We start from the raw sequence: 22,059 nt of genomic DNA, 5'->3' as shown, positions 1-22,059 counted from the left end.
GCCAAATCCATCGCGGGGACAGGGCCTTTTGGTCAGTGAAGCGGAAGGAGGGAAATCACGACGGCGGGGCGCCGCCGTCGTGCCTTCTCTCGCCACTGCCACGGGCTTTGCCCGGCCATTGTGGCAGCGTGTGGGCCGGGGATACGATGCAGGCGGGGAGAGGGCTGGTCTCGCATGAGAACCGAGAGGGGCCATCCCAATGACCGATTTCTTCACCATGCAGCCCGGTGAAACCGCAGCGCCGCTCCCGCCGGGCCCCGTCCTGTGCACCGGCACTGCAGCCATGCGCCGCATCCACCGCTTCTTCCTCTGGGCCTACGACGAGGCGCCTGGACTGGTCAGGTCAGTCCAGCCCGGCGACACCAAACGTGCTGCGTACGTGGGCGAAGTACTCGGCAATTTCGACAAAGTGCTCCATGTGCATCACGAAGGCGAGGATCTGCTGATGTACCCGCAACTGGAGCAGCGTGCGCCGGCGTGCGCTCTGCATGTTGCCCAGATGCTGGAACAGCACCGGCAGGTCACCCAGCGGCTGGAGAGCATTGAACCTGTCCGCCTCCGCTGGATGGAGACGGCTGACGCCGAGGCCGGCAATGAACTTGCCGAACGCTACGCGGACCTGTCCGGCGTCCTCAACGTGCACCTGCGTCGCGAGGTCACTGAAGTGATGCCCGTCGTGGACAGGGTGATGGACCAGAAGGAAATGGAAGGGGTGGGCCAGCACGGCATTGAGCAGTTCGACAAGAAGTTCATGGTCGCGTACCTGGGCATGGTGCTGGCCACGAATCCGCCCCAGGACCGGAAGGAACTGTTCAAGGAGATCCCCCTCCCGGTCCGGCTCGCGTACCGGCTGGTGGGGCGCGGGATGTACCGGCGGCAGTACGCCACGCTCTTCCCGGGACGCCCGGTTCCCGAGACGCTCTAGGATTTCACGCGTCCCGCAAAGTATCACCGCAGTTAACCCAGGGGCGGGGCACCTCAACCGGCGGGGCGTCCTGCGGAACCTCCCGCACGCCCTTTTCTGCGGAGCATGAAGCGCGCCGTGAGCGCTGCGATGAGGCCGGCGAGAGTCACCAGCAGCAGCACCTCGTCGAAGGACAGCCCATCGATGTTCGGCTGCAGTTCCTCCTCCGTGGCCCAGCCGAACCAGACTTCGCTGACCAGGATCCCGGCAAGGAAGTAGCCCAGCGCCGAGTACAGCCAGAGCCAGCGCGTCACCTGCCTACCCACGATCAGCTGGGCCAGCAGGCCGAACACCAGCGACATCACGGCCAACAATCCCAGACCGGCGATGCCCAGATCCCACTCAGACACGGCGGGCCACCTCCCTGCTCCGTTCAGCCCTGCCACCAGCATCTCCGCTCGGCGCCGACGGATGTAGAGGCGAAGGTCACCGGGGCCCGTCTCTCATGTCGCCCACACGATTTGGCCAGGCCGTAACTCGATCAATGCGGTCTAAAGGCCTGGCCGATTGATGGGCTTGTCCAGCGCGAGGCTTATGGTCTGTCCGGGTGCTAGTTCGACGGTGGGCAGGTCAACAAACTCGTACCAGGTTCCGCCTGTGCCGGTGGTCGGCCGGTTCGCTGCCCGCAAATCAGTGATGCTGAATCGGAACGAGACCTGGCGCTCCGTGTCACCGGGGGCAGTGGTGTAGGTAAGCGGGATCCCATCAGCATCGGCAGTGAACGTGCCCTGCGCGCCCTCGATCTTTAGTTCGCCGGGGATCAACCGCAATTTACGTCCCGCCGGAATCGGCTCGTTAGCCGCGAGTGACGGGTTGTACAGCAGGATCTGTTCGGTTGTGGAGCGAAATTGGTATCCCAGGCTCTCGAACGAGTCACCCTCCACGGTGGTGTAGTAAACAGGTTGACCGAACGAGTTTGTGACTGTTTCTCCCTTACCCGACCGGCTGTCCACCGGGTTTTTCTGGAGCTGGATAACGTGCCCGGCTTGAATGAAGTAGGTGCCACCTACTTCATAGGTGAACGGGACCTTGTTAGCTGCTGCCAACTGCTCCGGGGTCAGGTTGAACCGGTAGGTAATGCCACTCAAAGTGTCACCGGCTTCAATCCTGTAACTGGTGGGGATCCCGTTCGCGTCAACTGTGGCAGCGCCCCGTGCCCCTGTCAGGGGTTCAGCGGGGATCAGCCGGAGTTTTGTACCTGGGCTCACAGGTGAACCGGGCTGGAGCCCGTTGAATTCTGCGACCTTTGCCTCTGAGAGGTTGTAACCGGCAGCCACGCCAGCAAGGGTGTCGCCGGAGGCTGTGGTGTAGAAGTCCACATTGCCAAACGAGTCGGTCACCTCTTCCCCGCGCATGGAGGAATCTCCGTCGCTAACCGTTGTCGCTTCCGGAGCCGCGGTGGCCGAGGGCGCCGGCGCTGGAGACTCAGTTAGCGTGCATCCGGCCAGTCCCAGCGCAGCCAGAGCCATCGACGCAGCCGCCCAACGGGCCAGCCCCACAGGCTTTCGTGCAGCTGCAGCACCTTCATTCTTCACAATGCATCCCCCAAGAAGCCGGGTGAACCCCGGTGCAAAGTCCGTCAGACCACCCCTGAGCATAGTTGATGAAGTTCTGCGGCATGACCTGCGAACCCCGCGTTATGTGAGAGAGGATCGCCCGAAAAGCCGCGCTAAGTGAGAGAGCGTCCCAGGGGTTTGGGTTGGGGTTAGAGGGAGGCGCCGCCGCAGATCACGTAGTTTTGGCCCGTGATCGACTTGCCGTGCGGGCCCAGGAGGAACGCGGCCAGGGCGGCCACGTCCTGGGGGTCCACCAGCGCACCCAGCGCCGGGAGCTTTACCGGGGTGGCGGCGCGGCCGGGGTCGTTCAGCATCGGGGTGTCGGTGGGGCCCGGGGACAGTACGTTCACCGTGATCCCCCGCGGCGCGAGCTCCTGGGCCCACGTCCGGCCCAGCCCCATCAACGCAGCCTTGGTCGCGGCGTAGTGGCTCTTGCCCGGCATGCCCGTGGAGGTGCGGCTGCCCAGCAAAACGATCCGGCCGCCGTCGGGCATGGTTGGGACCAGCGCGTTGGCCAGCACCGACGCGGCCACCACGTGGACCGTAAACATGCCCGCGAGCGCGGACGGATCAAGGGAGCCGAGGTGCGCCGTCCGCTGGAACCCTGCGGCGTGCACCAGGGCGTCGGCCGGCGCCAGCCCGGAGACGGCAGCCGCCAGGGATTCCGGCTCCGACAGGTCAGCCTGCAGCCACTCAAACTTCCCGGCCAGGGATGACTCGCTGCGGCTCAGCCCCGTCACGGCCCACCCGTCGGCGAGCAGATGCTGGGCTATCGCCTTGCCGATTCCAGAGCTCGTACCGGTAACAACCGCGTGCTTCTGTGCACCGGCAGCCAGGTCAGTCATTGATGGAGCCGTCCTCCAGGCCGCCCGGCGTCTGCGTGCCCTCATACGCCCATTGCGGGTCCACGCGCACGAACTTGATGGCCTGCCGGAAGTACGTATAGGCGATGTTCAGGGAACCGTCCGGGCCCTGGTGGATGGACGGGTAGGAGTATTCGCGGTTCAACCCGTCGCGGGAGTTGTTGGACAGGCAGTACCCGTCCCCCACATCCAGGTTTCGCCGGATCGGCCACGTGCGGCCCGAGTCCTCGGAAATGGCCAGGGTCATCGGCGAGCGCGGCGTGCCCCAGAACGCCTTCCGGGAACCGTCGTCGGCAACGGCAGCAGCATCCGGCTCGGCCAGCTGGCCCTGTTCCTCGGCCAGTCCGTCGTCGTCGATCTCGTCGTACAGGGACAGGCGCCGTTCGGTGTTCTCCTGCGCCCGGCTGTGGTTGTACACCAGGGCCAGGCGGCCGTCGGCGAGCGCGGTGAACTGGATGGAGGAGTTGTTGTTGGGCAACTCCGTGGGGACGGGCTCGCTCCAGGTGGAGCCGTCGTCCGTGGAGCGGGATTCGTAGATGGCGTCGGCCCAGCGGCTGCGGAACAGGGCCAGCAGCGAGCCGTCGGCAACGGGCTGGATGTTCATGTGGACGCAGCCCAGGCTGCCGGGCAGGACGTGCTCGGTCCAGGTGGCCCCGGCGTCGTCGGAGATCATCACGGCGCTGTCATCGCTGTTGCCCACCCACTTCTCCCCCGGCGTGGTGATGCAGCGGAAGATCGGGACGATCAGGCGGCCGGAGGGCAGGACGACGGGCAACTGGCGGACGAACACGCCGCCGGTTTCGTTGGCGGGGAAGAGCGTCTCCACCTCGCCCCAGGTGCGTCCGCTGTCCGTGGAAATACGACGGCGGACCTCGGCGGTGTCCTGGTTGCCCGCCTTCTGCGCGGTGTAGAGCAGCCAGAGCGCACCGTCGGTGTTGGTGAACAAGATGGGGTTCTGCTCGGACCGGGTGGAATCGTCGGAGAGCTGCTGCGGCTCGGACCACTGGCTGCTGCCCGGTTCCAGGGCGGAGAACCAGATGGAGATGTCCGGCACGCCTTCCTGTGTGCCGCCAAACCATACGCAGCCGAGGCGGCCGTCCGGCAGGGTGAGCAGGTTGGCCGCGTGGCTTTGAACGGTGGGGGCCGGCAGGTAGGCGAAGTCGGCGCCGTCGGCCCGCTTCACGGCCCCGTCCGGGGTGATGGTGCTGTACGCGTCGGTGGTGGTGTCCTGCATAGGAATTAGTCCTTCTTGGTGGCGGCGTCGAGGTGGGACTTGGCGATCTGTTCCAGGTGCGTCAGGTCGGAGGCGATGGTGGCAAAGGTGTAGCCCTGGGCGAGCCGCTGCGCTGCAACGGAACCGGCGGGCGTGTGGATGCCGGCGGCGATCCCGGCGGAGGCGGCGGCCTCGGCGATGGTCTCCAGCGCGGCGTTGAATTCGGCGTCAACGGCGGGGTCCCCGGGGAACGCCCCGCCCACGGCGATCGCCAGGTCAGAGGGACCGACGTAGATGCCGTCCAGGCCCGGGGTGGCGCAGATTTCCTTGACGTTGGCCAGGCCTTCGGGCGTCTCGATCATGGCGAAGACCAGGGTGGTGGCGTTCGCGTCGGCGGGCTTCGGCCCGATCCGGAGGGCCGAGCGCATGGGCCCGTAGGAGCGGCCGCCCAGCGGCGGGTACTTGGCGGCAGCCACGGCGGCTGCGGCATCATCCGCGTTGTTGATCAGCGGAACGATGACCCCCACGGCGCCCGCGTCAAGTGCCTTGCCGATCGCGGTGAAGTCGTTGGCCTCCACCCGGACCATGCCGACGGCGGCGTGCCCGGCGTCGATGGCCATCAGTCCGTTAAGCACGCCCGAGTAGCCCAGCAGTCCGTGCTGCGCGTCCAGGGCCACGTAGTCGTAGCCGAGCCGGCCGATGCGTTCGGTGGCCACGGGTGCGTCCAGCACTGCCCAGTAGCCCACCGCCTGCTCACGGGCGCGGATCTTGCGGGCGAATTCGGTGGCCAGTTCGGAGGTCATCAGAGTCCTTCAGTCAGATTAGGTTCAGGAGGATAAGGAGAAAGTCAGCGGTTGTAGGCGGGCATCGGGCCGCGCAGCGACGTGCCCACGGCGTCGCAGGCGTCCACGACGTAGGCCGGCAGCGGTCCGTTGGCCACGGCGGCGATGTTGGCGCGGAGTTGCTCCACCTTGGACCCGCCCAGGAGCATGGACCCCACCCCGTCACGGTAGGCGAGCCAGCGCAGCGACAGCTCGGCCAGGGAAACCCCGGCGTCCGAGGCGATCCGGGAGAGCTCGCCGATTGCGTCGAACAGCTGCTTGTCCCAGTACCGCTGCGTGTACATGGCGGCGAGCTTGGAATCGCCGTAGCGGCCCTCGGTAGGCTTGGCGTCAAAGCTGTGTTTGCCGGTCAGCAGGCCGCCGCCCAGCGGGTTGTAGACCATGGTGTGCACGTTGTGGGTGGACGCGAATTCGAGGTATTCCTCCTCGAGCCGGCGGGCCACCAGGTTGTAGAGCTGCTGCGCGACGACGGGCCGCGGCGCCCCCACTTCACGCGCCGTGTGGATCACGTCGGCGATCTGCCAGGCGGCGAAGTTGGACACACCCAGCGCCCTGATCTTCCCCTCCGCAACGAGTTCGGCCACCGTGGAAAGCGTGTCAGCCAATGGTGTGGCCCGGTCCGGCTGGTGCAGGTAGAACAGGTCGATGCTGTCCACTCCCAGCCGGCGCAGGCTCCCCTCAACACTGGCGCGCAGCGCCGCCGGCGAAAGCGGCGGGTTGGAGCCTGCATCCGCGTGAGGCATGCCGGCCTTGGAAGCCAGGATGACGCCGTCGCGTTTTCCCTTCAAAAGCCGGGCCAGCATCTCCTCGGTGACCCCGCCCACGTAGGCATTGGCGGTGTCGATGGTGGTGACGCCGGCGGCGAGTGCCTCCTCCACCATCCGGCCTGCGATGGCCTCGTCAGCAGTGTCGCCGAAGGTCATGGTTCCCAGGACCAGCCGGGAGATGGGAAGTTTCAGGCCGTCTACCTGGGTGCCGTCAGGCTGCGTGCTCATGCGTTGATTCCTCGTGGTTGCGTTCGTTGGAGAGTCAGGAGTTGGGCTGGTTCTACTGGTTCGCCAGGGCCAGGGAGCGGACAATGTGCCGCGGCTTCAGGCCCGTCATGGTGGAAGGGTCCAGCGCCGCGCGGCGGAGCTTGCGGGTGTAGTCCTCCTTCGGGCTGGTCAGGACGGAGGCGGTGGAGCCGAGTTCAACCAGCTTGCCCTTCTGCATCACCATGACGGTATCGCTGATCTCCTGCACCACGCCGAGGTTGTGGGAGATGAACACATAGGTGATGCCGGTTTCCTCCTGGATGGACTTCAGGAGCCGCAGCACCTGGGCCTGCACGGACACGTCCAGGGCGCTGGTGGCCTCGTCGCAGACCAGCAGTTCGGGTTTGGAGGCGAGCGCGCGGGCAATGCCGATGCGCTGGCGCTGGCCGCCGGAGAACTCGCCGGGGTGCTTGTCCAGGGACCGCACCGGCAGGCCCACCTGGTCGATCAGCTTCGCGGCGGCCTTGTGCCGTTCGGCCTTGGAACGGACACCCTGCAGCTTCAGCGGCTCGGCCACGATCTCCTGCGCGGTCATGTGCGGGTCCAGCGAGCCGTACGGGTCCTGGAACACCATCTGGAACTTGGAGCGCAGCGGCCGCAGCTTGGCCTCGCTCATGGCGGCGATGTCCGTGCCGTCCAGGGTGATGCTGCCGCTGGTGGGGGTCACCAGCCGCATGAGGGCCTTGGCCACGGTGGACTTGCCGCAGCCGGATTCACCCACGACGGCGATCGTCTTGCCTTTGTCCACGGAGAAGGAGACATCGTCCACGGCCCGGAAGGTGCCGCCGGGCACGTGGTAGTCCACCACCAGGTTGTCGACGGCGAGGAACGGCTTCGTCATGGCTTTGCTCCGGTCTTGGTCAGGGCGGGGTCAGGGGTGGTGGCGGACGAGCCGCCGGAAGCGGCGTGCGCACCGCGGGAAGCGGGGGCAGCAGGCGATTCGTCCCACGGCCCCAGCACCGGCACTGCGGCCAGCAGGGTGCGGGTGTACTCGGTGGCGGGGTGGTCAACGATCTGCTGGACCTCCCCGGACTCCACAAACGAGCCGTCCTTCATCACGTGGATGCGGTCCGAGATCAGCCGGGCCACACCGAGGTCGTGGGTGATCATCAGGATGCCGATGCCGCGCTGTTCCTGCAGTTCCAGCAGCAGGTCCAGGATGCCGCCCTGCACGGTGACGTCCAGAGCCGACGTCGGCTCGTCCGCCACCAGCAGCTGCGGCTCGGAAGCCAGCGCGATGGCGATCAGCACACGCTGCAGCATTCCGCCCGAGAGCTGGTGCGGGTACTTCTTCAGCTGCTTCTCCGGCGTCGGAATGTGCACCTGCTCCAGCAGCCGGACGGCCCGGGCCTGCAGCGCGCCCTTGTCCTTGGCGGAGGCGGCGCCGGCGATCCGGATCGCCTCGAACAGCTGGCTGCCGATCGAATGGACCGGGCTCAGCGCCGTCATGGGGTCCTGCGGGATCAGGGCGAGGGTCTTGCCGCGCACCTTGTCGATGGCCTTGGGGTCGGCGGAGATGTCGACGCCGTCAATCAGCACGGTGCCGGACAGGACCGCCAGGTCCTCGGGCAGCAGGCGGAGGATGCCCATCGCCGTCGTCGATTTTCCTGACCCGGACTCGCCGATGATGGTGACCGTCTCGCCGCGGTGGATGCTGAAGCTGACGGAGTCCACGGCGCGGATGATGCCGGCGTCGGTGATCAGCTCCACCTGGAAGTCGCGGACCTCCAGCAGCGGCTGTTCTTTGAAAGCAGTCATGTCAGGCACCCTTCTTCTTGCGGCGGGGACGGTCGCGCAGGCCGTCGCCCAGCAGGTTGACGCCCACCACCATGAGCACGATCACCAGGCCGGGCAGGGTGACCATCCACCAGGAAGTGGTGATGTAGTCCTGGCCGTCGGAGATGATCCGGCCCCAGGTGGCGAAGGGCCGCTGCGGGCCGGCACCCAGGAAGGACAGCGCGGACTCGAGCAGCACGGCCTGGGCCAGCAGGAGCAGCACCACCAGGGTTGCCTGCTTGATGACGTTGGGGATGATGTGCTGGATCAGGATCTGGATCTTGTGCAGTCCCAGGATCCGGGCGGCGGAAACGTAAGGCTTTTCGCGTTCCACCAGCACCATGGAGCGGGTGAGGCGGGCAACTTCAGGCCATTGGGCGATGGCGATCACGAAGGTGATCACCGGGATGGAGGGGCCGAACAGGGCCACCACCAGCAGCAGCATCATCAGCAGCGGCAGGGACATCTGGGCTTCGAGGAGGCGGGAGACGATGGTGTCCACCCAGCCGCCGTAGTAGCCGGCGGCCGCGCCGAGGATCACGCCGATGGCGCCGGAGACCAGGACGGCCAGCAGGCCGATGGTCAGCGAGACCTGGCCGCCATGCAGCACACGGGAGAGCAGGTCGCGGCCCAGCTGGTCTGTGCCGAACAGGTGCCCGTCCGTCAGCGGCGGCAGGCGCCGGGCGGAGAGGTCCTGGAAGTTGGCGTCCGGCAGCGGCAGCACCTGGGCCAGGATGATCGGGATGATCACCAGCAGGGTGCAGACTGTGCCGATGATGAGCTTCCACTGGGCGGATTTACGACGACGGGTGGCGCCTGCCCTGGCGATGTCCGCCTTGGTGACGGCGGAGGGGCTGGGCTGCCGGCTGGGCGCGCCGGCAGGTGTTGCTGTGTCGAGGCTCATGCTGTTGCCGCCTTTCCAAGACGAACACGGGGATCAAGGAGCGGGTAGGCGAGGTCGATCAGCAGCTGCACGGCCACGGCCAGGAGCGCGGTGACCAGGACGGTCGCCTGGATGAGGGGGTAGTCGCGGGTTTCGAGGGCCCGGACAATGAGGGAGCCCACGCCGGGCCAGGCGAACACCACTTCCACCACCACCACGCCGTTGAGCATCGCGGCGAACCGGGTGCCCAGGGCGGTGAAGACGGGGATGGCAGAGTTGCCCATGGCGTAGCGCCAGGTCAGCACCGAGTTCTTGACGCCGCGGGAGCGGGCCACGGTGAGGTACGGGGCGGCGAGGTTGTTGGTCATTTCGCGGCGGACCATGCGGGAGATCAGAGCGATCTGCAGGATGGCGATGGTGACGGTGGGGAGGACCAGTCCGCCCCAGGTGGCGAAGCCGGAGGCCGGGAACAGCGGGATCAGCACGGCGAAGCCGGTGAGCAGCATGATGCCGGTCCAGAAGTCGGGCATGGACTGCCCGGCGATGGTGAGCACGTTGACGCCGAACTCCTTGCCGGTGTCCGGGCGGCGGGACATCCAGACACCCAGGGGGATGGCGACGACGGCGGTCAGCAGGATTGCCGACGTGGCCAGGGTCAGGGTGTACGGCATCCGTTCGAAGACCACCTGCATGGCGGGGGCCTGGAAGGAGTAGGACTGGCCCAGGTTGCCGGTGAACAGCTGCTGGAGGAAGATCCAGTACTGCTCCAGCACGGGCCGGTCCAGGCCGAACTGCTCCCGGACCGCGGCGAGCTGTTCGGTGGTAGCCAGCGGTCCGGCGTAGGAGACCGCGGGGTCGCCCGGGGCCATGCGGATCAGGATGAACACGGTGGAAACCGTGAGGAACACGGTGAGCAGGCCCTGTCCCAGGCGCTTGAGGATGTAGTTCGTCATGGCTTAGGCCTCCAGCCGGACATCAACGAGGGGGTAGGAGTTGGTGGGTGCCAGGTTGATGTTGGACACCCGCTCCCGGTGGGCGAGGACGGACTTGGGGACGAACGCCCAGGCGCAGGGCCAGGTGTCCCACACCGCCTGCTGGGCTTCGTTAAGCAGTTCGGTCCTGCGGGCCGGGTCCGCTTCGGCGGAGGCGGCCTGGATCTTTGCGGTGACCTCGGGGATCACGTAGCCCTGGTAGGTGTCGCGGGTGGCTTCCTTTTCGGGGGTGCCGGCGTACATGCCCTGCAGCATGGTGATGGCCAGGCCGGTGGGGCTGGGGTAGCCGTTGCCGAGCAGGTCCCAGTCGCCCTGTTTGCCCTGGCGCCAGGCCAGGATGTTGCCGCCGGGTTCGAACTGCTGCAGTTCGGCCTTGACGCCGATCTTGCCGAACATCTCCACCAGGGCCTCCATCACGGAGGTGTCGGAAGCGAACTCGCCGGTTTCCCAGATGATCTTCAGGGTGAGGTCCTTGACGCCGAGCTCGGCGAGGGTGGCCTTGGCCTTTTCGGGATCGTAGACGTACTCGCCGGTCTTGTAGTAGCCGGTCAGGCTGGACGGGGTGACACCCTCGGCCTGGGTGACAGAGTCCACCAGTACGTCGCGGACGAGGGACTCGCCGTCGATCGCCATGCTCAGTGCCTGGCGGACGCGGGGATCGGCCAGCGGGTGGCCGGCGGGCTTGCGGAAGTTGAAGAAGATCTGGTTCAGGCGGAGGCTTGAGGCTTCCTGCAGCTTGACGCCGGGAAGTCCGGCCAGCTGTTCGCGGGAGTCGGGGGTGATGGAGTCGATGACGTCCACCTCGCCGCTGCGGAGGGCGATCACCCGGCTGGATTCCTCGGGGAGGAACCGGACTTCCACGTTGTCCACCTGCGGGGCGGGGCCCCAGTAGTTTTCGTTGCGGGCCAGGCTGTAGGTGCCGGCGCCGCGGTTGAACTTGGTGACCACGTAGGGGCCGGTGCCCAGGCCTTCCTGCAGTTCCTCCGGCTTGTTCTGGGCGGCGGGGGTAATCAGGATCATGCTCATGAGCGAGTCCAGGATGGGGATGGGCTTCTTGGACACCATCTTGAAGGTGCGGTCATCCACCGGCACCACTTCGGGGAATTCGGGGAAGAAGCCGGCCACGAAGGAGCCCTGCACCTGCTGGTACATCTTCAGTGCGGTGGCAACGTCCTCCACCTTGACGGGGCTGCCGTCCGAGTAGCGGATGCCTTCGCGGAACCGGACGGTCCATTCGGTGGGGCCGGTCATTTCGAAGCGTTCGGCCAGGACCAGCACGGGCTTGGTTTCGGGGCCGATGGCGGTGAGGCCTTGGCGGACGGCGCGCTGCACGGTGACGGCGGCGTCGAACTGGTTGAGCTTGTTGTCCAGGCTGACCAGTGAGCGGTTGAGCGCGAGGGTCAGGGTGCTGGGTCCGGGAAGGCCGGTGGGGCCGGCGCAGCCTGCGAGGCTGCCGGTGCCCAGCAGAAACCCTGCGGCCGCGCCGAACTGCAGCAGGCGGCGGCGGGAAATCTCACTTCCTTGAGGAAGAACGGTCATCGTTGACCTCTCGGTAGATCGGGGGACGGCGGCCGGCGGGAGTGGCTGCGCCGAATGTTGTGTCCATCACTTTGCCACTCCTGCGCAAATTGCGCAACCCCTCTAGCGTGATTCGCGCAACCGTGTCATGATGATGAGGAGCTTCCCGCTACGTGGCGGGATCGAGCCCACTACGGACGAGAGGAGCAACGTGGCTTCCGTATTTGTGCAGGCCGACGATTTCTCCGGCGCCGCCGAGGTTGGCTACTGCTTTGTGCAGCACAACCTGACCACCCAGGTCTTGCTGGGTGCGGCTGCAGGAGTGGGTAACGCTTTGGCAACGCACGACGGCGGCACCTCCTTTCCGGGCGCCGCCACCAACGTGGTGGTTGCCGATACGCACTCCCGCGGGCTTGCCGAGGCGGCCGCCGGGGCGCTCGTAAAGGAGGCCTTTTCAGGTCGCGAGGCCTCGGCTGCGCAGGTGTTGTTCAAGAAGATGGACTCCCTGTGGCGCGGCAACATTCGTGCCGAGATTGCCGCGCTGAGGGGCCTTGGTTTCCATGCCGTTGTAGCAGGGGCACTCCCCCAGCTGCAGCGTTCCGTCGTGGATGGGCGGCCGCTGGTGGCCGGCACTCCCCTGGCGGAAAAGGATCTGTGGCAGGCGGAGCTTTCGGCCCCGCCGGCGGACATTCCGTCGCTGCTGTGCCCCGAGGATCCGGCCTCGGTACGGACACTGGGCCTGACCGCGGTGCGGTCCGGTTCGCTGCCTAAGAAGCTGTCCGCGCTGCTGGATCCCGACCAGCCGCAGCTGGTGGTGGCCGACGGCGAAACCGTGCAGGACCTGGCGCACGTGGTGGACGCCCTGCTGGAGTTGGAGTTCCGGGAGGCTGGCGGCCGCCGCATCGTCCTGGTGGGAACGGGCGGGGCGGCTGGCGTCCTCGCACAGCGGCTCGCTGCACAGTCTGCGCGGAATGCGCAAACTGTGACAACGGCGGACGCAACCACCGCCGTACCGCAGGAAGCGGCCCGGCCGGTGCTCGCCGTCGTCGGCTCCGCCTCCAAAACTGCCCAGGCGCAGCTGGCCCGGCTGGAAGCCAGGGGCTTCATGGTGGTCCGGCTGCACCCGCTCTACGCAGGCGCTGCCGGCGCGTACGCCACCCAGCTCGAGGAGACCGGGCAGGCCCTCAGGGCGGGCAAGAACATTGCCGTCACCCTGGCAGCAGCAAAGGTGGACCCGGCGAAAGCCCAAGCCATCGTGCAGGCCCTGTCGAAGTTCGCGGCCGAGGCCGCGAAGGCAACACCCACTGACCTGATCCTTACCGGCGGTGAGACGGCCCGGGAAGTCCTGGACGCCGTCGGCCGCCATAGCCTGGTGCCACTCGCGGCGGTACAGCACGGGGCCGTGCTGAGCCGTGCCGATGACGGGACGCTGGTGGGCACCAAGCCCGGCAGCTTCGGCGATGACCTGGCCCTCCTGCAGCTTTACGACGAAATCCGGGAGCGCCGCGGACAGTCCGCGCAGCCTCCCACCACCAACCTTCCCCCGCTGGACGAACCTTCTGGAGCAGACATGACAACCGACGCAGTGACCGAGACCGAGCAGGCCGCCCTCCCGTACGTGGCCGTGACCATGGGCGACGGGGCCGGGGTGGGGCCGGAGGTGGTGGTGGCCGCCGTACTGGATCCGCAGAGCAACGCCGAGTGCCGGCCCGTGGTGATCGGCGACGCGCTGCGCCTGCGCCAGGCCGCGGACGTCCTGGGCATCGAGGCGGACATCCAGAGCATCCGGGACGTGGAGGACGCGCTGTTCACGCCGGGCCGGGTGAACGTGATCGACCTGAATCTGCTGCCGGAGGACCTGCCGTGGGGGCAGCTCTCCCCCGTGGCCGGGCACGCCGCGTACGAATACATCCGGGTGGCCAGCGAGCTGGCGATGGCCGGGAAGGTGCAGGCCATCTGCACCGCGCCGCTGAACAAGGAGGCGCTGCACGCGGCCGGGCACATTTACCCCGGGCACACCGAACTGCTGGCGCACCTGACGGGCACAGAGGAAGTGTCCATGATGCTTTCCACGCCCAAAATCCGGGTGATCCACGTGACCACGCACATCGGGCTGGTGGACGCCATCCGCAAGATCAACCCGGACCTGGTGGAGCGCACCATCCGCCGCGGCCACGAGGCGCTGGTCCGCGCGGGCATCCCCAACCCGAAGATCGGTGTGTGCGCCATCAACCCGCACGCCGGCGAGAACGGCCTGTTCGGCCAGGGCGAGGAAGCGGAGAAGATCGAGCCGGGCGTGAAGGCCGCACAGGCGGACGGGATCAACGTGGTGGGCCCGCTTCCGGCGGACACGCTGTTCTTCCTGGCTGGCCGGGGCGATTACGACCTAGTGGTGGCCATGTACCACGACCAGGGCCACGGGCCGGTGAAGGTGCTGGGCATCGAGGCCGGCGTGAACATCACGGTGGGCCTGCCGGTGATCCGCACGTCCGTGGACCACGGCACCGCGTTCGACATCGCCGGCAAGGCAATCGCCGATTCCCGGTCCATGGTGGAGGCGCTGCACCAGGCGGCGGAGATGGCCACCCGGCCAGCCGTGGCCGTGTAACTCCCCGATTCATTGGGGGCCGGAACTAGCATGGGTAGCACTGCCACCGCCATGCCCACGGGAAGGAGACCGGGAATGCTCAGCGCAAACGCGCGGCGCGAGGAGATCTACCACCTTGCCGTGACCACCGGCCTGGCCTCCGTGGAGGAGCTTTCGGCCCGGTTCGAGGTGACCGCGTCCACCATCCGCCGCGACCTGGCGCTGCTGAATTCGCAGGGCCGGCTGGCTCGCACCTATGGCGGGGCGATGGCGCTGGGCGCGCACCCGGAGGCGTCGCTGCGGCAGCGCACCGGCGAGGCGTTCGAGCAGAAGCACGCCATCGCCCGCTGGGCAGTCTCGGTGATCCAGCCCGGCGAGTCCATCCTGCTTGACGCCGGCTCCACCGCGGGTGCTCTTGCCCACGAGCTGCGCGGGTTTGATCGGTTGTCCGTGACGACGCCGGGCATCAACACCCTGCAGGAGCTGGCGGATAGCGAGGGCATCGAGGTGGACTGTCTGGGCGGCCGGTTGCGGAGCGTTTCGCAGAGTTTTGTGGGCCCCCTGGCCGAGGCCGCGTTGGAGCGGATGAGCTTTGACCGGGTGTTCCTGGGTGCCGACGCCGTCACCGCCGAGGATGGCATCTGCGAGGCGGACCACGCCCAGACCCGGCTCAAGGAGCTGATGGCGCGGCGCGGGCGGGAAGTGTACGTGCTGGCGGATTCCTCCAAGCTCGGCCTGCGGCCGTTCCACGCGTGGGCCCGGCTGGCTTTGCCGTGGACCCTGGTGACGGACGACGGCGCCGACCCCACCCAGGTGCAGAAGTTCCGGGACGCCGGGGTTGCTGTTGAGGTGGCTGCGGTAGCCGCTTAGTTTTCGGAAAGCGCGCAATCGAAAAGTAGTAGCCCGATCCGCAGTTTTCGAGCCCATTGCGGATGTCGGTTTCGGGCGTAATGTGTCTGCATGGAACCGATTCGGGCTGTCCTGTTACCGGGCGCGGTGCTCCCGGCGGAGCTGGCGTACGGGTCCCTGATCCGGTCCCTCGGGCCGGAGGTGCAGGCCGTCGCCAAGGAACTGGAGCTGTACAAGGACGACGAACCACCGGCTGGCTGGACCCTGGACACGGAGGTGGCCGGAGTGCTGCGGGAAGCCGATGCCCGGGGCTGGCAGACGTTCCACCTCCTGGGCTATTCGGGTGGCGGCGCGGCGGCCCTGGCACTCGCCGCCACGCATCCCGACCGGCTGGAGAGCCTGGCCCTGCTGGAGCCCGCGTGGGCAGGAAACTGGGACTGGAGTCCCGCCTACGCTCAACACCGGAGAAAGTATCAGGAGCTGGAGTCGCTCCCGCCGGATGAGTTCATGGCCGCCTTCATGCGGCTCCAGGTGAGGCCCGACGTCGTCCTGCCGCCGCCGGAGCCTGGTCCCCCGCCGCCGTGGATGGCCAAGCGGCCGGCCGGCATCAGGGCGTTCCTGAACACCTTCAAGGAGTACGACCTGGACCGGTCCAAACTCGCCGCGTTCAGCAGGCCGGTGTTCTTTGCCCTGGGCGGGCTCAGTCATCCGGATGAGTATGGCGAGGTTGCCGCCAGGCTGGCGAGGGTCTTCTTCCCGGACTTCCACCTGGAGGTCTTCCCCAAGCGCCACCACTTTGACCCGCCGCACCGGATCGAGCCTGAGCGGCTGGCCGAATCCCTCCGCCGGCACTGGGCCCTGCAGGCAACTCCTGCGGGCTCCGCCACATGAGATGTGGCCCCGCCCCCGGTCAGGGGTCGAGCCGCCTGCGCAGGAGGCAGAACTCGTTGCCCTCAGGGTCTGCCAGGACGTGCCACTGCTCGTCGCCTGTCTGCCCGACGTCGGCCGGGCGGGCGCCGAGGGCCAACAGGCGTTCCAGTTCGGCATCCTGATCCCGGTCCACGGGGTTGACGTCGATGTGCAGGGGAAGCCGCCCGGTCCGCGGATTGCTGCTCGGGCTCAGGATGATGGTCGGCTGCAGGCCGCCGAACCCGGCGTCCGGAGGGCCGATCTCGATGGCACCGTCCTCCCGGTCAAGCTCCACATAGCCGAGGACGCCGCACCAGAACCCAGCCAGGAGTTCCGGATCGGCACAGTTGAGGACCAGTTCGCTGATACGGGAGACCATGGACCCAAGTGTACGGAGGACCTGGCCGAGGAGTCAGTGCCTGGCACTGCCCACACGGGTCAGTAGAAGTCGGCTGCTGTTTTAGGGCGTCTCCGGGCTTTGCCCAGCGGTTGGGTCCCGGGATAGGGAAGGCTAAGGACCTGGCAGAAGAAGGCGGCGCCCAGGTCGGCATTGCGAAACTGGCTAACCACGGCTTTGTGGGTATCAGTTCCAATCCGGGGACGCCGATTCACGGCGTCGACGGCGGCCTTCAGATAGTTCCTTGCCCTCATGCACCTGTCCGCCCCATGGGTCTCCCGAAGCGCAGTCAGGGCCTCAAGGCTGCCGTAATTGGCGTTCGCCGCCCGGACCCGTTCGGTGACGGAGTTGATGTACCCCGCGACCCGGGCGTTTTCGCCCCCTGTGCCGAGCTTTGGCGGGGCGGACGCCAGGGGGCTGTCGGGAAGCCGAAGGATGAGCAGTCCGGCGCCCTCGCGAAACCGATCGACGTGTGTCCGGTCAGCGTAGGCCCGCAGGTTCCGGCCATCGGCCAGGCCGAAGTTGCTCTGTGCCAGCCAGCGGGCATGGTAGGCCGGCTTGGCCGTCCCCCAGTGCCTTGTACTGGAAGCAGGGATAGTCTCGGCGGGGCCTCCCGGAGACGTCAGGATCCACCGGTCGAATGTCCTCGCGGCGAATCGGGCCTCCTTCGGGAGCGTGTCCGTGCTCCCGAGGAGTTCTGCCCCGATGGCCACCGCGCCGAAGATCTCGACGTGGTCACTGGGCGGGATCGCGTCCAGGATCTGCCGAGCAGCCTCGCCGCTGACCGGCAGGGAGAGCCGCCCTTCCAGATATTCAGCCCATGCCCACATGGTGCGTGGGTCGCTTTCAAAAAGCTCCCCTGGCTCCTGCACGTTGTTGTCCGTGTTTGAGGAGGTGCGGGTGTCCTCGCGCGCCTGTGCCACCCGGGCCTCATACAGCCTCATCAGGTCGGAATGGAAGCGGGCGAGGACCGCGAGGCGCACCGGGGATACGCCGTCCTCCGGGCCACTCACTGCATGCTCGTCCGAAGACTCCGGCTTGGCCGACTGGTGATCTTCCGGCACACGGACGGCCTCAGCGGGCGGTTCCGGCCCGGAATCACGAGGGCCGGCCCACTCGTAGTTCATGCCGATCGACCGTCCGCGCGCGAAGTGGGCGTTGGCGATTTCGCTGAGTTCGCGGCTGCTCTTTTCCGGGTGCATCAACCGGATCCACTCGTAGTCCCAGTCCTGCATGTCCCGCGTGCGGCGGACCCGTTTGGTTGCGCGCATCTGGCCCTCGAGATCCTCACTGACGGGGGCAGGGCGGGGCGGGGCCGTGACTGGTTTAGGCTTCGGCGGAGTGGACGGCTTTTGCGGGCGTGCCACGGCAGGAGGGGTCTTGGCGGAGCGGACGATTCCCACGGTCAGCCCCACCACGCCGAGAACGATCAGAATAACCCACCAGTAGTGGATGAGGACCCCGATGGCGGCGAGGGCGAGGAACAAGCCGAAAGGGCCGAGCCCACCGGCACCAGAGCTACGTGAGCGACGACGTTTAGTTGCCATGCTGCAGGATCCCACCTGCCACAGACAATCCGTAAGGGCCGGAGTGCCCGTCGAGGCACGTGCAGGGTGTTCCCCGAGCAAGGCAGGACCGGCGCCCTGCTTGTCCAACAAACGCATCAGACGTGGATTAGGCTGGAATCCCCGGACCGACCACCAGATGCCGGACCCAACACGCAAGCGAGGCATAACGTGCACCAGGACGCCGCCCGGTTCCTGTCCCAGCCGGTGGCCGCCCAGCCCGGCGCTCCCCTGCGCGTCGCGGTGTACTCGCGGATCGCCGAAGCCATCCGCAACGGCCTCCTCACCCCCGGCTCCATGATCCCCACCGAAACCGAACTCGGCACGGACATGAAAGTCAGCCGCACCGTCGTCCGCGAAGCCCTCATGCTGCTCGAGGAGGATGGCCTCATCAGGGCGCGGCGCGGCGTCGGACGCTTCGTCTCGGACACACTCCCCCGCATCGGCATCGAACGCATCCAACCCTTCGAGGACGTCCTCGGCAGCCCCGGCCAGCAGGCCGAGGTCAAGCGCACCCAGGTGGTCCGGCAGGCGGCCTCAGAATTCGTCGCCCCCGGCATCGGCGTCGGGCCCGGCACCGACTGCTGGCTTTGGGAATCGGTCCTGATCCGCGACGGCGAGGCCATCGCCCACCTGCAGGAAAACGTCACCGCCCAGCCGGTCAGCTTCGGCAAGGGCGCCGCCGCGCCGCTTGAAATAGAGGACGACGGCGGCACCACCTTGCTGGCCGCGCTCAACAAACAGCTGGGCAGGTTGGCGGGGCCGGGCGAGTGCCAGATCAGCCTCAGCCAGGTGGGACCCAGCCGGGCGAAGCTGCTGGACCTGCGCCCCTCGGACCCGGTGCTGGTCCTGACGCAATACGTGCGGAACGGCAACCAGCCCTTCTACCTGGCCAAATGCCTGGTCTCGGCCCGCGCCGGCCACCTCTCGGTGATGCAGCAGTTCCAGTCCTGACTGGCACATCCTGCAGGGCTGGAAACAACCAAAAGGGAGGGACGGCTCTTCACCGTCCCTCCCCTCAGATCACGCGCTGATCTGCGGAACGTCAACCCAGGATTCTTTGGCCGCCGATTCGACAATCGCATCGTCGATCAGGGCGACCTGGTAGCCGTCCGCGAAGCTGGGGCTTACGCTGCCTCCTTCTGCGATGGCCTTGAAGAAGTCATGCGCTTCGATGATCTTCGTTTCGCCGTAACCGATGCCGAGCGCCGGGATGGGCCAGAGTCCTTCTCCGTAGGGGTGCGCCGGCCCGGTGTAGACGGTGCGGAACCCGCGGCGGTCGGCCTGGTCGGAGGCGAAGGCCACCTGCAGTTCGTCGCGCCGTTCGTAGTTGAAGACGATGCTGCCTTCGGTTCCGTGGATTTCGAAAGTGATGTAGTTGTTCCTGCCGTGGGCGTTGCGGGTCGCTTCCACGGATCCTACGGCGCCGTTGGCGAAGCGGATCATGGTCATGACCTCGTCATCGACGTCGACCGGGCCCTTGGGGCCCTCCCCGCCCCGTACGGTGCCGAGTGCGTCAGCTCCGCCGGACTGCAGCGGCCGCTCCGGAATCCAGGTGGACAGGACGGCATTGACGGCACTGAACTCGCCCACGAGGTAGCGGGCCATATCGATGACGTGTGTGGCGATGTCGCCAAGGGCGCCGGAACCTGCGATGGACTTCTGGAACCGCCAGGACAGCGGGGAGTTGGGGTCCGCGCTCCAGTCCTGGAGGTAGGTGCCTCGGAAGCTGAGGATGCGGCCGATGGCGCCTTCCTCGATGTACTTCTTGGCCAGCGCGACGGCGGGAGTCCGGCGGTAGTTGAAGGCAACCATGTGGACGATGTTCTTGTCCTTGACTGCGTCGTACATGGCTTTTGATTCCTCGCCCGTGCGGGCAAGGGGCTTCTCGCAGATGATGTGCTTGCCTGCCTCGGCCGCGGCGATCGCGATTTCGGCATGGAGGTGGTTCGGCGTGGCAATGTCTACGACGTGGATGTCCGGATCGTCGATGATGCTGCGCCAGTCCGAGGTGGAGTTCTCGAAGCCGAAGCGGCGGGCCGCTTCTGCAGCCAGTTCCGGGTTGGCCTCAGCGATGACCTTGCGGACCGGCAGAGCCGGGGCGGGCCAGAAGAACATGGGCATGGCGGCATAAGCCAGGGAGTGGGCCTTGCCCATGAAGCCGCCTCCGATGAGGCCGACGTTGAGGTTCTGCATGTGAATCAGGTTCCTTTCGGAAAAAGGCGGGACATGCCTGCATTGGCCGTCCCTGGTGGTTTGGATGGTCAGAGGAGTTTCTCGAGGTACTTCTTGCTGATCTCGGCCGCTTCCCGGGGATCCCCGTCGTAGCCGTCCAGTTCGACCATGAGCCAGCTGTCGTAGCCGCTCTCCCGGATGGCCGCGAGGATGTCCGGGAAGTCGAGTTCCCCCTGCCCCAGGGGCAGGAAGGAAAATGGGTCTTTCCGGAGGTCCTTGAGGTGGACGTGCCGGATCCTGTCGGGGTACTTCCGGATGACGGCGGCGGGATCTGCTCCGCCGGCTGCAAGATGGGCGGTGTCGGGGCAGAACCCGATCCGCGTGAGCGGCATGAGCTTGTCCAGCTCGTCCGGGCTCTCCACGATGGTGGTCAGGTGTGGATGGTAGCTCGCCGACAGCCCGAAGCTTTCGGCGATGTCCGTGACGCTGTCCAGGGCGCTGCCGAGGCGGCGGTAGTCCTCTTCAGTGGTTCCGGCCGCGCGCCGTGCTCCCCCGCCAACCACGAGCCGTTCAGCTCCGAAGTTCGCGGCCAGCTCGGCTGCCCGGTGGATCCGGTGCAGCTCGTCGGGAAGGATATCTGCGTAGATGAAGTTCGCCCCCGTGTAGACGCTTGTCAGGGAGACTCCGGAGCTGCTCAGGATTTCTTTGAGCTCCTCTGGCTTCTCCGCGTATTCCGCGAGGTTGCCGTCGAACATCTCAACACCCTCGTAGCCGACGGAGGCGATGTCCTGGACGGCGTCCTTCATGGATCCGTGGGTGAGGTAAAAGAGGTCCTTGACGCTCGTCACGCCTTGGGCGTGGCCCACCACGCCGCCCCAGGTGATGGAACAGTAACCGAGTTTCATTGCTTCTGCCTTTCAGGAGCCGAAGAAGGGTTGAAGATCATGTGTGCTATTTCTTCCGGGCCATGGCGACGGCCAGGATGATGATGGCGCCGCGGACAACCTGCTGCTGGCTGCTGTCGAGTCCGGCGAGGATCAGCCCGTTGTTGATCAGGCCGATCAGCAGGGCGCCGAAGAGGGTGCCGATGATGGAGCCGAATCCGCCGAAGAGACTGGTTCCACCCAGGATGACGGCGGCGATTGCGGAGAGTTCGTCTCCCGATCCCCACTGGAACCGTCCGGACTGGAGGCGGCCGGCGTAGAGCATGCCGGCGACGCTTGCCGCCATGGCCGAGATCAGGAGGACCTGGAATTTGATGCGCTTGGTGTTGATGCCGGTGAAGTCCGCGGCGTTGCGGTTGCCTCCCGTGGCCAGGACCTGGCGGCCGAACCGGGTGCGGTTCAGTACGACGGCGCCGATGGCAACAAAGATTGCACTCCAGACCACCAGCCCTGGAACGGGGCCGAAGTTGCCGGATCCGAACAGCATGTTGAAGGTGTCGTTCAGGATCGGCTGGGGCGCCGAGGCGGTGATCCATTGGGCGACGCCCACTGCTATCCCCAGCATGCCGAGCGTCACCAGGAAGGACGGGATGCCGAGGAGGCTGACAAGCGCGCCATTGATTGATCCGACCACCAGTCCGACGGCGAGGCCCGCCAGGATCCCGGGGACCAGGCCAAACTGGGACAGCGCCATCGCGGTGCAGACGCTGGAGAGACCGGCCACGGATCCGACGCTCAGGTCGATCTCCGCACATGCGATCACATAGGTCATGCCGACGGCGATGACGGTGATGGTGGCCGTCTGCCGGAAGATGTTCAGCAGGTTGTTGGGCGACAGGAAGCCCTGGTCGCGCAGCAGGATGGCGAAGAAGATGAAGACGACGACGAAGCCGATGTAGATGACGTAGCGCCGCCAGTCGAGTTCTTTCAGGACGGTGCCGAAATTGCGGGCCGCGGTGTCCCGGGGCGCGATGGTGTTTGCCTTGCTCACT

General features: G+C 66.8%; 21 protein-coding genes. 5 read left to right on the top strand and 16 right to left on the bottom strand.

The window, feature by feature from the left end; all coding sequences use genetic code 11:
- Window positions 1-199: 199 nt before the first annotated feature.
- Complete coding sequence (locus ASPHE3_RS05360; RefSeq protein ID WP_013600214.1) at window positions 200-925, top strand: hemerythrin domain-containing protein; 726 nt, start codon at window positions 200-202, stop codon at window positions 923-925.
- A gap of 53 nt (window positions 926-978) precedes the next feature.
- On the opposite strand, the gene ASPHE3_RS05355 is transcribed toward ASPHE3_RS05360, so the two are convergent.
- From ASPHE3_RS05355 to ASPHE3_RS05305, 11 genes are all read right to left on the bottom strand, one after another.
- Window positions 979-1,314, bottom strand: a complete 336-nt coding sequence (locus ASPHE3_RS05355; RefSeq protein WP_148258084.1) for a hypothetical protein — start codon at window positions 1,312-1,314, stop codon at window positions 979-981.
- A gap of 141 nt (window positions 1,315-1,455) precedes the next feature.
- Window positions 1,456-2,319 (bottom strand): LysM peptidoglycan-binding domain-containing protein, encoded by an 864-nt coding sequence (locus ASPHE3_RS05350; RefSeq protein WP_013600212.1) that lies wholly within the window; start codon window positions 2,317-2,319, stop codon window positions 1,456-1,458.
- Window positions 2,320-2,669: 350 nt separating this feature from the next.
- Window positions 2,670-3,365 (bottom strand): SDR family NAD(P)-dependent oxidoreductase, encoded by a 696-nt coding sequence (locus ASPHE3_RS05345; RefSeq protein WP_013600211.1) that lies wholly within the window; start codon window positions 3,363-3,365, stop codon window positions 2,670-2,672.
- Entirely contained in the window at window positions 3,358-4,617 is a 1,260-nt protein-coding gene (locus ASPHE3_RS05340; protein ID WP_013600210.1) for a sialidase family protein, read from the bottom strand. Before ASPHE3_RS05340 ends, ASPHE3_RS05345 begins: the two co-directional genes overlap by 8 nt.
- A gap of 5 nt (window positions 4,618-4,622) precedes the next feature.
- Window positions 4,623-5,399 (bottom strand): HpcH/HpaI aldolase family protein, encoded by a 777-nt coding sequence (locus ASPHE3_RS05335; protein ID WP_013600209.1) that lies wholly within the window; start codon window positions 5,397-5,399, stop codon window positions 4,623-4,625.
- Between the two features lie 44 nt (window positions 5,400-5,443).
- Window positions 5,444-6,433 (bottom strand): aldo/keto reductase, encoded by a 990-nt coding sequence (locus tag ASPHE3_RS05330; RefSeq protein WP_013600208.1) that lies wholly within the window; start codon window positions 6,431-6,433, stop codon window positions 5,444-5,446.
- Between the two features lie 52 nt (window positions 6,434-6,485).
- Window positions 6,486-7,313: an ATP-binding cassette domain-containing protein gene (locus tag ASPHE3_RS05325; RefSeq protein ID WP_013600207.1), complete on the bottom strand. Its 828-nt coding sequence runs from the start codon at window positions 7,311-7,313 to the stop codon at window positions 6,486-6,488.
- Window positions 7,310-8,230, bottom strand: a complete 921-nt coding sequence (locus ASPHE3_RS05320; RefSeq protein WP_013600206.1) for an ABC transporter ATP-binding protein — start codon at window positions 8,228-8,230, stop codon at window positions 7,310-7,312. The genes ASPHE3_RS05325 and ASPHE3_RS05320 overlap by 4 nt, the downstream gene beginning before the upstream one ends.
- A 1-nt stretch (window position 8,231) precedes the next feature.
- A complete protein-coding gene (locus ASPHE3_RS05315; protein ID WP_013600205.1) occupies window positions 8,232-9,152 on the bottom strand; it encodes an ABC transporter permease in 921 nt (306 codons plus the stop codon).
- On the bottom strand, window positions 9,149-10,084 hold the full coding sequence (locus tag ASPHE3_RS05310; protein ID WP_013600204.1) for an ABC transporter permease: 936 nt from the start codon (window positions 10,082-10,084) through the stop codon (window positions 9,149-9,151). Before ASPHE3_RS05310 ends, ASPHE3_RS05315 begins: the two co-directional genes overlap by 4 nt.
- 3 nt (window positions 10,085-10,087) lie before the next feature.
- Window positions 10,088-11,662, bottom strand: coding sequence for an ABC transporter substrate-binding protein (locus ASPHE3_RS05305; RefSeq protein WP_013600203.1), 1,575 nt, complete (start codon window positions 11,660-11,662; stop codon window positions 10,088-10,090).
- Window positions 11,663-11,852: 190 nt separating this feature from the next.
- Between ASPHE3_RS05305 and pdxA the strand changes: the two genes are divergently transcribed.
- The 3 genes from pdxA (at window position 11,853) to ASPHE3_RS05290 (ending at window position 15,968) form a co-directional block, all read left to right on the top strand.
- Window positions 11,853-14,249 (top strand): 4-hydroxythreonine-4-phosphate dehydrogenase PdxA, encoded by a 2,397-nt coding sequence (gene pdxA / locus ASPHE3_RS05300; protein WP_013600202.1) that lies wholly within the window; start codon window positions 11,853-11,855, stop codon window positions 14,247-14,249.
- 75 nt (window positions 14,250-14,324) lie between these two features.
- Entirely contained in the window at window positions 14,325-15,098 is a 774-nt protein-coding gene (locus tag ASPHE3_RS05295; protein ID WP_013600201.1) for a DeoR/GlpR family DNA-binding transcription regulator, read from the top strand.
- 90 nt (window positions 15,099-15,188) lie between these two features.
- The gene (locus tag ASPHE3_RS05290; protein ID WP_013600200.1) at window positions 15,189-15,968 is read left to right on the top strand and encodes an alpha/beta fold hydrolase; all 780 of its coding nucleotides are present in this window, start codon (window positions 15,189-15,191) and stop codon (window positions 15,966-15,968) included.
- 19 nt (window positions 15,969-15,987) lie between these two features.
- On the opposite strand, the gene ASPHE3_RS05285 is transcribed toward ASPHE3_RS05290, so the two are convergent.
- On the bottom strand, window positions 15,988-16,365 hold the full coding sequence (locus ASPHE3_RS05285) for a VOC family protein (protein WP_013600199.1): 378 nt from the start codon (window positions 16,363-16,365) through the stop codon (window positions 15,988-15,990).
- 59 nt (window positions 16,366-16,424) lie between these two features.
- A complete protein-coding gene (locus ASPHE3_RS05280; RefSeq protein ID WP_148258083.1) occupies window positions 16,425-17,930 on the bottom strand; it encodes a hypothetical protein in 1,506 nt (501 codons plus the stop codon).
- 189 nt (window positions 17,931-18,119) lie between these two features.
- Here ASPHE3_RS05280 and ASPHE3_RS05275 point away from each other — a divergent pair, with 189 nt between their 5' ends.
- Complete coding sequence (locus tag ASPHE3_RS05275; protein ID WP_013600197.1) at window positions 18,120-18,902, top strand: GntR family transcriptional regulator; 783 nt, start codon at window positions 18,120-18,122, stop codon at window positions 18,900-18,902.
- 69 nt (window positions 18,903-18,971) lie between these two features.
- On the opposite strand, the gene ASPHE3_RS05270 is transcribed toward ASPHE3_RS05275, so the two are convergent.
- The 3 genes from ASPHE3_RS05270 to ASPHE3_RS05260 form a co-directional block, all read right to left on the bottom strand.
- A complete protein-coding gene (locus ASPHE3_RS05270; RefSeq protein WP_013600196.1) occupies window positions 18,972-20,144 on the bottom strand; it encodes a levoglucosan dehydrogenase in 1,173 nt (390 codons plus the stop codon).
- Window positions 20,145-20,212: 68 nt separating this feature from the next.
- Entirely contained in the window at window positions 20,213-21,028 is an 816-nt protein-coding gene (locus ASPHE3_RS05265; RefSeq protein ID WP_013600195.1) for a sugar phosphate isomerase/epimerase family protein, read from the bottom strand.
- Window positions 21,029-21,074: 46 nt separating this feature from the next.
- Window positions 21,075-22,058 carry an ABC transporter permease gene (locus ASPHE3_RS05260; RefSeq protein ID WP_013600194.1) on the bottom strand — a complete coding sequence of 328 codons (984 nt, stop codon included), beginning with the start codon at window positions 22,056-22,058 and terminating at the stop codon, window positions 21,075-21,077.
- Window position 22,059 lies beyond the last annotated feature (1 nt).

Origin of the sequence: Pseudarthrobacter phenanthrenivorans Sphe3 (assembly GCF_000189535.1) — a bacterium.
GTDB lineage: Bacteria > Actinomycetota > Actinomycetes > Actinomycetales > Micrococcaceae > Arthrobacter > Arthrobacter phenanthrenivorans.
Note: the sequence above shows the minus strand (reverse complement) of the source record. Positions and strands in the feature narration are given on the sequence as shown.